Source organism: Paramagnetospirillum caucaseum, assembly GCF_000342045.1.
Classification (GTDB): Bacteria; Pseudomonadota; Alphaproteobacteria; order Rhodospirillales; family Magnetospirillaceae; genus Phaeospirillum; species Phaeospirillum caucaseum.
Window position 1 is genome coordinate 16,908 of the sequence record NZ_AONQ01000061.1, and the last position, 10,617, is coordinate 27,524.

At 67.2% G+C, this 10,617-nt stretch carries 9 protein-coding genes and 1 pseudogene; 4 read left to right on the forward strand and 6 right to left on the reverse strand.

What is annotated here, in order from left to right:
* Positions 1-5: 5 nt before the first annotated feature.
* Both H261_RS17740 and H261_RS17745 read left to right on the forward strand, forming a co-directional pair.
* The gene (locus tag H261_RS17740; RefSeq protein WP_008620228.1) at positions 6-572 is read left to right on the forward strand and encodes a cytochrome c oxidase assembly protein; all 567 of its coding nucleotides are present in this window, start codon (positions 6-8) and stop codon (positions 570-572) included.
* Positions 569-1,396, forward strand: a complete 828-nt coding sequence (locus tag H261_RS17745; protein WP_008620234.1) for a cytochrome c oxidase subunit 3 — start codon at positions 569-571, stop codon at positions 1,394-1,396. The genes H261_RS17740 and H261_RS17745 overlap by 4 nt, the downstream gene beginning before the upstream one ends.
* Positions 1,397-1,418: 22 nt before the next feature.
* On the opposite strand, the gene H261_RS17750 is transcribed toward H261_RS17745, so the two are convergent.
* Genes H261_RS17750 through H261_RS17765 form a run of 4 tightly spaced genes read right to left on the reverse strand, consistent with a single transcriptional unit; the run spans position 1,419 to position 6,320 of the window.
* Complete coding sequence (locus tag H261_RS17750) at positions 1,419-2,615, reverse strand: EAL domain-containing response regulator (RefSeq protein WP_008620236.1); 1,197 nt, start codon at positions 2,613-2,615, stop codon at positions 1,419-1,421.
* On the reverse strand, positions 2,612-5,251 hold the full coding sequence (locus tag H261_RS17755; RefSeq protein ID WP_235062973.1) for a PAS domain S-box protein: 2,640 nt from the start codon (positions 5,249-5,251) through the stop codon (positions 2,612-2,614). Before H261_RS17755 ends, H261_RS17750 begins: the two co-directional genes overlap by 4 nt.
* A gap of 56 nt (positions 5,252-5,307) precedes the next feature.
* Positions 5,308-5,547, reverse strand: a complete 240-nt coding sequence (locus H261_RS17760; protein ID WP_008620240.1) for a hypothetical protein — start codon at positions 5,545-5,547, stop codon at positions 5,308-5,310.
* The gene (locus H261_RS17765) at positions 5,547-6,320 is read right to left on the reverse strand and encodes a tRNA1(Val) (adenine(37)-N6)-methyltransferase (protein WP_008620241.1); all 774 of its coding nucleotides are present in this window, start codon (positions 6,318-6,320) and stop codon (positions 5,547-5,549) included. Before H261_RS17765 ends, H261_RS17760 begins: the two co-directional genes overlap by 1 nt.
* Positions 6,321-6,443: 123 nt before the next feature.
* On the opposite strand from H261_RS17765, the gene H261_RS17770 reads away from it, so the two are divergent.
* Entirely contained in the window at positions 6,444-7,463 is a 1,020-nt protein-coding gene (locus H261_RS17770) for a polyprenyl synthetase family protein (RefSeq protein WP_008620243.1), read from the forward strand.
* Between the two features lie 9 nt (positions 7,464-7,472).
* Here H261_RS17770 and H261_RS17775 read toward each other — a convergent pair whose 3' ends face one another.
* Positions 7,473-8,990, reverse strand: coding sequence for a hypothetical protein (locus H261_RS17775; protein WP_008620245.1), 1,518 nt, complete (start codon positions 8,988-8,990; stop codon positions 7,473-7,475).
* 240 nt (positions 8,991-9,230) lie between these two features.
* Positions 9,231-10,211: an NAD-dependent epimerase/dehydratase family protein gene (locus H261_RS17780; RefSeq protein WP_008620248.1), complete on the reverse strand. Its 981-nt coding sequence runs from the start codon at positions 10,209-10,211 to the stop codon at positions 9,231-9,233.
* A 202-nt stretch (positions 10,212-10,413) separates the two neighbouring features.
* On the opposite strand from H261_RS17780, the pseudogene H261_RS17785 reads away from it, so the two are divergent.
* Positions 10,414-10,617: pseudogene (locus H261_RS17785) on the forward strand (hypothetical protein); the annotation flags it as partial.

The following is a 10,617-nucleotide window of genomic DNA, read 5'->3' on the forward strand; positions in this document are numbered from 1 at the left end:
GGACCATGAGCCCCCGACGCCGCACCGGCGCGACCCTGGCGGGACTGGTGGTGATCATCGCCGCCATGATGGGGCTGGTGATCGGCAGCGTGCCGCTGTACCGGGCCTTCTGCCAGGCCGTCGGCATCGGCGGCCCGCCCCGCCAGGTGGCGGCGGACTCGTCGGCGCCCTCGGCCAAGATGGTGACGGTGCGTTTCGACGCCTCGGTGGCCAAGGGCCTGCAATGGCGCTTCGCCCCCCAAATCCGCGAGATGAAGGTGCGGCTCGGCGAGGACAATCTGGCGGTGTTCACCGCCACCAACCTCTCGGACCGTCCCGTCACCGGCAACGCCGTGTTCAACGCCACCCCCGACAAGATCGGCAAGTACGTGGCCAAGATCCAGTGTTTCTGCTTCACCGAGCAGACCCTGCAGCCGGGCCAGAGCGTCGACATGGTGGTCAGTTTCGTGGTCGATCCGGCCATGGCCGCCGATCCCCATACCGGCGAAGTCGGCACCATCACCCTCTCCTACACCTTCTTCAATACCAGCGCTCCCGTTGCCAACGCCACTGACGAAAGAGGACGGTCATGAGCCACGCCCACGCCACCCCCCGCGCTCCCGGCAACGGCCATGGGGCGCCCCATCCCTTCCATCTGGTCGATCCCAGCCCCTGGCCCCTGGTGGGCAGCATTTCCGCCCTGGTGCTGGTCTACGGCGCGGTGGACTGGTTCCGCGACCACGGCCACACCACGGTGATGCTGGTCGGGCTGGCCATGGTGGCCTTCACCATGGCCGCCTGGTGGCGGGACATCTTCCACGAGGCCCGTTCGGGCCATGCGCATTCGGAGGAGGTCTGCCACGGCCTGCGCATCGGCATGGGCCTGTTCATCGCCTCGGAGGTGATGTTCTTCGCCGGCTTCTTTTGGGCCTTCTTCCACTCGGCCCTGGGCGTCGCCCCCATGGTGCCCCAATGGCCGCCGGCCGGCATCCAGACCTTGGACACCTGGCACCTCCCCTTCGTCAACACCCTGATCCTGATGAGTTCGGGCGTCACCCTGACCAAGGCCCACCACGCGCTCCGCCACGACGGCCGCGGCGCCACCCAGCTGTGGCTGGCCGTCACCATCGCGCTCGGCCTGCTGTTCCTCAGCGTGCAGATCTACGAATACGGCGAGGCGGCGTTCGCCTTCACCGGCGGCATCTATCCGTCGGTGTTCTACATGGCCACCGGCTTCCACGGCTTCCACGTCTTCGTCGGCGTGTGCTTCCTCGCCGTCTGCCTGCACCGGGTGCGGAAAGGCGATTTCACGCCGGCCAAGCACGTGGGCTTCGAATCGGCGGCGTGGTACTGGCACTTCGTGGACGTGGTCTGGGTATTCCTGTTCGTCTGGGTCTACTGGTGGGGCAACGGTTGAGAAGGGGGACGCGGCCCCTCCCTCAGGCCCCCGGCCAGACGAAAGCGCCGGCGGCGCAGGGCCGGGCCAGCAGGTAGCCCTGCACCTCCTCGCAGCCGAGATCGCGGACCAGATTCATCTGTTCCTCGGTCTCGATGCCCTCGGCCACCACCTTGAGGCCGAGGCGGTGGCCCAGTTGGACGGAACTCTCGACGATGGCCCTGGCCCCTTCCTCGGTCAGGGCCTTGGCGATGAAGGATTGGTCGACCTTGAGTTCGGTGAACGGTCCCTGCTGCAACTGCTTCAGCGAGGAATAACCGGTGCCGAAATCGTCGATGGACAGGCCGAAGCGGCGCATGCGCAGCCGGGTCAGGATGTCCAGCTGAGAGGTGAAATCCCCGGCCAGCGCCGTCTCGGTGATCTCGATGGTGATCATCTCGGGCGGCATGTCGTAATCGCGGGCGATGTCCACCAGGGCATCGGGCAGGTCGAGGTTATGCAGCATGTGGGGAGAGAGGTTGAGTGCGACCTTGGGCGACAGCCCGGCCTTGCGCCAGTCGCGGCACTGGGCCAGGGCCTGGCGGATCACCGAATCGGTCAGCCGGTCGATCATGCCCTCGCGCTCGGCCAGATGGATGAAGCGGTCCGGCCCCACCATGCCGTGCTCGGGGTGAATCCAGCGGGCCAGGACCTCGGCCCCCAGGATTCGCCGGGTCTGGGTGCAGAACTTGGCCTGGAACCAGGGAATCACGTGCCCATCGTCCAGGGCGCTGCCCAGGGCCTCGGTGTCGGGCCGGTAGCGGTCGGGGGCCTTCTCCACCACGCTGGGCCGGACGGGCGCCCGGGCCACCGCCAGGATGTCGTAGACCGCCGACAGTTCGCCGACCCCGAACGGCTTGTGCAGGGCGCCGGCCACCCGGAGGCCGCGCGATTCCGCCAGCCGCCGGGCGGCCTCGATGACGTCGGCGTCATAGCCGCTCATCAGCACCAGATGGGCTCCGGACTTGTTGTCGGCCAGGAAGCGGATGATCTCGACCCCGTCCATGCCCGGCATGGCGAGATCGAGGAAGATGCCGCGCAGGTCGACGGAATAGCGGCAGGCGAAATCCTCGAAATTGTCGCACCAGGTGGTTTCGAACCCCATCTCGGCGCCGACATCGGCAACGAACTCGCACATGTCGCGCTCGTCGTCGAGGATAAGCACCGGCGGCTTGATCGGGGGTATGGAGTCCGAAGTCATGTCTTTGTCTTCCAATCGATGGCCCGTCGCGCGGCATGGGCCAGGGAGGCCTTGCCGTAGGGCTTGGGCAAAATCTCGGCCTGCCCGGCCTTCTGGCCCATGGCATAGCCGGTGAAGCCCGAGGTCAGCAGCACGGCGCAGCCATGCCCCATCTCGCGCGCCTGGCGTTCGAGGGCATAGCCGTCCAGACCGCGCGGCATCACCACGTCGGTGAACAGCAGGTCGATGGCCGGGTCGCCCTGCAGGATCGTCAGAGCCTCGGCGGCATCGGCGCAGATGGTGACGCGGTAGCCAAGCTCGGCGAGGAACTCGCCGGCGATTTCGGCCAGTTGCGGTTCGTCGTCCACCACCAGGACATGCTCCGCCCCGGTGGGCAAGACATCGGCCTCGGTCTCGACGGCCGCCTCGGCGCCATCCGCCGCCGCCCTGGGAAGGTAAAGGCGGAAGGTGGTGCCCAGCCCCGCCTCGGAATAGACCCGGATGTGGCCGCCCGAGCGCTTGGCGAAGCCGTAGGCCATGGCCAGCCCCAGGCCGGTGCCCTTGCCCCGCTCCTTGGTGGTGAAGAACGGCTCGAAGATGCGGTCGAGGATTTCCTTGGGGATGCCCGTTCCGGTATCGCTGACCGAGACCAGCACGTACTGGCCGGGCACCATGTTGGGATCGGCGCGGCGGGTTTCGGCATCGACCACCAGATTGGAGGTCTCGATGGTCAGGGTGCCGCCATCGGGCATGGCGTCGCGGGCGTTGAGACACAGGTTGAGCAGGCAGTCCTCGAACTCGCTGCGGTTGATCTCGGACGGCCAGGCCTCCGGGGCCAGCCGGGTCCGCACCTCGACCATCCTGGTCAGCGAGCGCTGGATCATCTCCTGCATACCCGACACCGCCTCGCCGAGGTCGGTCAGGGTCTTGCCCTGGGCCTTGGGGTCCTGGCGCGAGAAGGACAGCAGGCGCCGGGTAAGGTCGGCGCCGCGCCGGGCGCTGCGCAAGGCGGTCGCCACCCGCTTCATGCCGGTCTCGCTGCCCTGGACGGTACGCTCCAGCAATTCCAGATTGCCTGTGATGATGCCCAGCAGGTTGTTGAAATCGTGGGCGATGCCGCCGGTGAGCTGTCCCACCGCCTCCATCTTCTGCGAACGGCGCAGCGCCGCCTCGGTCTGCTTCTGCTCGCTGATGTCGCGGATGAAGGCGGTGAACAGCCCGTGGTCGGGCAGATGGGTGATGGTCAGTTCCAGCGGAATCTCCCGCCCGTCGGCATGCAGGCCGGTCATCTCCAGGCGCGTGCCCATCACCCTCGATTCATGCCCGGCGGCGACCCGCGCCAGACCCTGCCGGTGGGCCTCGCGGTGGGCTTCGGGAATGATCAGCTCGGCAACCTCCTGCCCCACCGCCTCCGAGGACGAGCGGCCGAAGATGCGTTCGGCGGCGGGATTGAACTCCACCACCATGCCGCCGCGGTCGATGGTGACGATGGCGTCCAGCGCCGCGTCGAGAATGCTGCTCTTGATCTGCTCGCTGGCTTCCAGGGCGCGGCGGGTGGCGGTCACGTCGCTGATGTCGCGGAAGGTCACCACCGCGCCGATCAGCGCCCCGTCCTTGCGGATGGCGGTCGAGCCGTAATGCACGGGAAAGCTCGACCCGTCCTTGCGCCAGAACCACTCGCCCTCGACGGCGCAATCCTCGCCGGTCGTCAGGGTATGGGCCAGGGGGCAGTCGCCGCTGTGATACTCGCTGCCGTCGGGATGGGAGTGGTGGATCAGCGGATGCAGGCGGCGGCCCAGCATCTCCCACGGGGCGAAGCCCACCATCCTCGACGCCGCAGGGTTGGCGAAGATGACCGCGCCCACGCGGTCGAGGCCGATGATGCCCTCGCCCATGGAATCGAGGATCAGGTGGTTGTGCTCCACCGCCGCCTGATGGGCGGCGAATTCCTCGCGCAGGCGCCGCGCCATGGGCCGGAACACCCCGAACCACGACAGGGTCAGCACGCCGATCACCAAATAGAGTCCCAGGGTGAAACCCTGGCGCAGCCGCGCCACGTTCTGGCGCGCCTCGTCCTGGTAGCGCACCACCAGACGCTCCAGCCCGGGCAGCAGCGTCAGGCGCGACTTGTCGGCCAGGGCCTGCAGCCGGGGGGAGTTGGACGCCAAGCCCAGCCCCTGGGTCGCCGCCAGGTGCCTCACATCGGCGACGAAAGCCATCACCTCGTCATCCAGCGAGGGCTTGTTGCCGAAATACAGCGCCTCCATTTCCGGCGTCATGCCGCGCGCCCGGCTTTCGGTGATCAGCCGGGCATGCCCGGCCCCCATCTCCGAACCGGCCTGGGCCAACAGATCGGCGAACATCATGCGCTCGTCCGGCGACGAGGCGGTCGCCATCTGGTAGGCGAAGGCGACTGTCCGCTGCGACAGCATGCGTTGCCGCCCCGCCACGTTGATCAGGGCGCCGTCGTCGAACAGATGGGAAATGATCCAGCCCTGGGACTGATATCCGGCAAGGGTCAACAGCAGCAAGGCCCCGATCACCGCCGCCTGACGGCGGTAGAGGCCGGCCAGCAAATCCTGGGCGCGGGACCTTGTGTCGCTCAGCCGGTTCCTCCCCTTGGGGCCGCCTCGGCCCCCTCCCGGACGAGCCAGCACGACACCGACCAATCCAAAAGTAATATTAGAGATGCCTGGTTATATTTCAATAAGCATTAGTACGGGCAATCGGAACGGCCACAGGACCGGGCGCTGCGGCCCGGCTGCCAGGTGCCGCAGACCCGGCACTCAACCATGGTTTCCGCCTCGCCGGCAGCGTCCTTGGGCGGGGAGTGCGGCGGCGGCGCCTTTTCCGCCTCGTCGCGGCGGCGCAGTTCGGCCAGCCGGCTCAGGTACTTGAAGCCGAACCAGATGAAGGCGATGACCGCGATGGTCAGCAGGATTTTTCCGAACATCAGGATTTATCTCCCAACCCGGCCAGGGGGTCAAGGGCGGCCCCGCCGCGCAGGACGGCCTCGGCCTGGGGGGTATATTCCCCGCCCGTGCCATGCAGGACGAGGCCGGGCAGCAGCCGCAGCGGCGAGCGCACCCCCTGGCGCGCCGAGACGATCACCCGCCCGGCGGCGCGGCCCGCCTTGGGCCACAGGGGCAGGACCGTCACGTCGCCCACCCCCCGCCCCCGCAGGGCCGCCAGGATATCGCCCAGGCGCTCGGCCCGGTGGATGAGGGTGAGCCGCCCCTTGGGCCGCAGCATCTTCACCGCCGCCTTGATCCAGCCGACGAGGTCCAGTTCGCCCTCCGCGTGGGCCATGGCCCGCGAGGCGTTGGCGGCCGGGGTGCCGCTGCCGGCCTCGAAGAACGGCGGATTGGTCATGACGTGGTCGAAACCGCCCAGGCCGGCGGGCGGCGCCGCCGCGTCGCCGCGGTGAACGGCAAACCGCTCCTCCACGGCGTTGAGCGCCGCGTTGCGCTCCCCCAGCCCGGCCAGGGATGGCTGCACCTCCAGCCCGTCCACCACGGCCTCGGGGCAGCGGGCCAGCAGGCACAGCGCCGCCGCCCCCACCCCGCAGCCCAGGTCGAGGACGCGCTCGCCCGGGCGGGCCGGCACCGCCGCCGCCAGCAGCACCGGGTCGATGGCGGCGCGGTAGCCGTCCCTGGGCTGGATCAGCCGCACCCGGCCGCCCAGCAGACAATCCTCGGTCACCGATTCGGGGGATGGTATGGGCATGGACGCTCTTGACCGGGGTGAAAGCGATAAGGAAAAGGCGATGTAAGCTTGACCCGCTTTCCCAGGCAACACTATGTTCGTCGCGCGGGTAGGCATGCCCCGCGCGTAAGGAGTTTGTGCATCGTGGCGATCGTGGTCAATCTCGAGGACGAACGTGGCAAGAAGGCCAAGAGCTTCGATGCCCTTGTCGCCCTGGTCAAGGACGACCTGGAAAAAGTCAACCGCACCATCGTCGATCGCATGCACAGCCCGGTGGAACTGATCCCGCAACTGGCCGGCCATATCATCGCGGCGGGGGGCAAGCGGCTGCGCCCGGTGCTGACCCTGGCCTCGGCCAAGCTGGCCGGCCATGCCGGCGAGCGCCACATCAAGCTGGCCGCCTGCGTCGAGTTCATCCATACCGCCACCCTGCTGCACGACGACGTGGTCGACGAGTCCGAGCTGCGGCGCGGCCAGGCCTCGGCCAACGCCCTGTTCGGCAACAAGCCCAGCGTGCTGGTCGGCGACTTCCTGTTCTCCCGCTCGTTCGAGCTGATGGTCGAGGACGGCTCGCTGGCGGTGTTGGCCATCCTGTCGCGCGCCTCGTCGGTGATCGCCGAGGGCGAGGTGCTGCAGCTGATCACCGCCAACGACACCGAAACCGGCGAGGATGCCTATCTCGAGGTCATCCGTTCCAAGACCGCCGCCCTGTTCGCCGCCGCCTGCCGCATCGGCGCGGTGGTGGCCGACAAGCCCAAGGTCGAGGAAGAGGCGCTGGAATCCTATGGCCTCAACCTCGGCATCGCCTTCCAGCTGATCGACGACGTGCTCGACTATTCCGCCAAGCAGGCGGTGCTGGGCAAGACGGTGGGCGACGATTTCCGCGAGGGCAAGATCACGCTTCCCGTCATCCTGGCCTTCCGCCGCGGCGACGACGAGGAGCGGGCTTTCTGGCGCCGCTGCCTCGAGGAGCTGGACCAGACCGACGAGGACATCGCCCGCGCCATCAAGCTGATGGAAAAGCACGGCAGCCTGGCCGCCACCATCGCCCGCGCCCGCCATTACGGCGAGATCGCCCGCGACGCGCTCGGCATCTTCCCGGACAGCCCGGTCAAGCAGGCGATGATCGACGTCATCGATTTCTGCATCGATCGGGCGTATTAGGAACCCGCCCTATTCCGCCGCGAAGCGGGTCCTGGGGGCCGGCAGCACCATGGCCGGGCGGGGAATGTCCTTCATCAGGCCGGGGCCGTTGACCATTTCGAATCCGCCCTGGACCACGCCGCCCACCACCTTACGGTGCCGGGCGCTCCACAGATAGCAGCCGATGCCGTCCTTGGCGGTTTCCTGCTGGATACGCTCCAGCACGGCAAGCAGCTGCTCGTCGTCCATCTTGTCCTCGGGCCGGAATTCCGACAGGTCGAGGCCGACCATGGACACCCCGATCTCGGCGGCGACCGAGGTCCGCCGCGCCGACAGGCGGGTCCGCACCAGCACCTCGCGGCACAAGGTCCCGACGAAGGACACCACCGATTCCAGCTCCGGAGTGGTTGTACCGTCGGGAATGTTGAAGATCTCGATCACCAGCCTGGTGTTGCGCGTCTCCTGGGTGAGGTCCGACAGGGCGAACACCACGGAATTGCGCTGGTCCGAGGACAGGGATTGCCAGGACAGCGGCAGGATCACCGAGGATTGCGGCACCCCCTCGGGGGCGTTGCGGGCGGCGTTGCGGATGTCGCGCACCGCCGAATTGACCACGAAACGGTCAAGCGTCAGGGCGGTGGCCGCATCGCCCTCGGGATAGGCGCGGCATCCCTCCATGGGTTCGTCGCCCTCGCGGTCGCGGCGCACCACGCGGGCGCCGTAGGCGGAAATGGCCTCGCCCATGGCCACCCAGGTGGGCCGCCACAGGAGCGACAGGCTGGCGCCGGGCGGGATGGCGCCGACAATGCTGGGATCGAGATAGGCCGCCGGCTTCTTCACCCCGGTGCCCTCGATGGTTTCCCACTTCATGTCGTCGCGCCGCGTCTCCTCGCCCCGGCCGAGCGAGGTCCAGCCGCTGAGCGGGTCGGCCGCCGCCGGGCCGCCCTGGGCCGTCGAACTGGGGAGATAGGGCAGGCCGCTGGTGGAGACATAGGCCCTGACCTCGTCCACCGCCCTGGCGATCCTGGCGCTATCGAACTCGCCATCCTCGCCCACCGCCTCGGCCACCGGAATCTCGGCGGCCAGGGCGACCGGGCGGTCCTGCCCGCCCTGCTGCTGGCCATAGAGGAAACGCCCCAACTCCTCGACCACCATGATGGTGCGGCGCCGGGCGTCCTCGATGCTCAGTTCGGGAAAGGCCAGGATCCAGCAATCCTCGCCGTCGCGGCAGAAGGTATTGCCCTTGCCGATGTTCCGGCGCACCACCTGATCGACGATGATGGACACCTTGTCGGCCAGGCGCGGCCACTTCTCGCCCACCGAATCGCGGTACTCGGCCAGGGAAACCACATGCAGCTTGGCCTTGATGGCGGGATCGCGGGCGAGCATCTGCTCCAGCCATTCGGCGGCGGACTCGACCGAGGAGCGCGCCGTCGGGCGCGGAACCCGCCCCGGGGCGGAACCCGCAGGAGCCGGTTTTTCATCATCCCAGAGGGTCTTCAGCGATTGGGCCAGACGACCCCAGACATTTCCCTTGGAGGCTGACATTCTGCCCTCCCGCCCGAAATCCATTTCTGCCTAAAATATACCGGATTCTATTTATGCCACCAAGAAACAAACTTTGCCGATGATTGTCGCCATATTTGACAAATGCCGGGTGCAACGCAAAAAACCGCAAGCATGCAATGGGCGAATACCAGCCAGCCGCCTTTAACGTGCATTATTGCATATACATTGGCATGAAAAGGGGCCTTGTCCAGCCCCGCCCCTCCCCCGAAGAGGGCCGGTTCACAGCCCGTGGTACTGCTTGTACCAGGCGATGAAGTTGGGGACGCCGACGCTGATCGGGGTGGTGGGGGCGAAGCCCACATCGCGCTGGATGGCCGAGATGTCGGCGTAGGTTTCCTTGACGTCGCCCGGCTGCATGGGCTGGAAGTCGTAGGCGGCCTTGCGCCCCAGCGCGCTTTCCACCAGCCCGATGAAGTCCATCAGCTTTTCGGAATTGTTGTTGCCGATGTTGTAGAGACGGCAGGGCGGAGCCTTGCCGTCATCGGCCGGCGGATTGTCCAGCACCCCCACCACGCCCGAGACGATATCGTCGATATAGGTGAAGTCGCGGCGCATGTCGCCGTTGTTGAACACCTTGATCGGCTGGCCGGCGACGATGGCGTCGGCGAACAGATAGGCGGCCATGTCGGGCCGCCCCCAGGGGCCGTAGACGGTGAAGAAGCGCAGGCCGGTGGTGGGAACGCGGAACAGATGGCTGTAGGAATGGCTCATCAGCTCGCCCGAGCGCTTGGAGGCGGCATAGAGCGAGATCGGCGTGTCCACCCGATCGTCCACCGAGAACGGCAGCTTGGTGTTGGCGCCGTAGACCGAGGACGAGCTGGCGTAGACGAAGTGGCGGCACTTGGGGTTGGCGCGCGCCATCTCCAGCATCACCAGATGGCCTTCGATATTGGAATGAGTGTAGTCGAAGGGCGCGGTGAGCGAGTGGCGCACCCCGGCCTGGGCGGCCAGATTGATATAGGCGGTCACCTCGGGATGGGAGCGCGCCACCTCGGCCATGGCGGTCCGGTCGGCGATGTCGACCTGGATGAAGGAAAAACCGTCGTGCCGGCGCAGATGCTCGAGCCGGGTCTGCTTCAGCCGGACGTCGTAATAGGGGCTGAGACAGTCGATTCCGAGCACCCGCTCGCCGCGCGCCAGCAGGCGCAGGCTGGTGTGATAGCCGATGAATCCGGCGGCGCCGGTAACGAGGATGGTCATCCCGAGAACCCTTCAGACACAAGCGCTTTCATATAGCTTGATCGCCGGCGGAAATCATCCCCCGTATTTCGTCATGGAGCCGCAACATCATTGCCCCGGCCACCGCCCCGCGTTGCGTTCATTGCTATTTTCGCACCCTCTCTTTCCACCGCAAGGCTCGGACATTACCTTCAAGGCATGAGGTCGCTTCGAGGCCACCGCCATGACCGTCGCCACCACCGTCACGCTGGACGATAAGTACACCCAGGAACAGGGCCGCATCTATCTGTCGGGCATCCAGGCGCTGGTCAAGCTGCCCATGCTGCAGCACCTGCGCGATCAGGCCGCCGGCCTGAACACCGGCGGGTTCGTTTCCGGCTACCGCGGCTCGCCGCTGGGCGGGCTGGACAAGGAATTGTGGCGGGCC

Coding starts and splice junctions, on each gene's coding strand:
- H261_RS17740 (WP_008620228.1), top strand. CDS start 6: ATGAGCCCCCGACGCCGCACCGGCGCGACCCTGGCGGGACTGGTGGTG.
- H261_RS17765 (WP_008620241.1), bottom strand. CDS start 6,320: ATGCCCATACCATCCCCCGAATCGGTGACCGAGGATTGTCTGCTGGGC.
- H261_RS17775 (WP_008620245.1), bottom strand. CDS start 8,990: ATGTCAGCCTCCAAGGGAAATGTCTGGGGTCGTCTGGCCCAATCGCTG.
- H261_RS17750 (WP_008620236.1), bottom strand. CDS start 2,615: ATGACTTCGGACTCCATACCCCCGATCAAGCCGCCGGTGCTTATCCTC.
- H261_RS17760 (WP_008620240.1), bottom strand. CDS start 5,547: ATGTTCGGAAAAATCCTGCTGACCATCGCGGTCATCGCCTTCATCTGG.
- H261_RS17745 (WP_008620234.1), top strand. CDS start 569: ATGAGCCACGCCCACGCCACCCCCCGCGCTCCCGGCAACGGCCATGGG.
- H261_RS17780 (WP_008620248.1), bottom strand. CDS start 10,211: ATGACCATCCTCGTTACCGGCGCCGCCGGATTCATCGGCTATCACACC.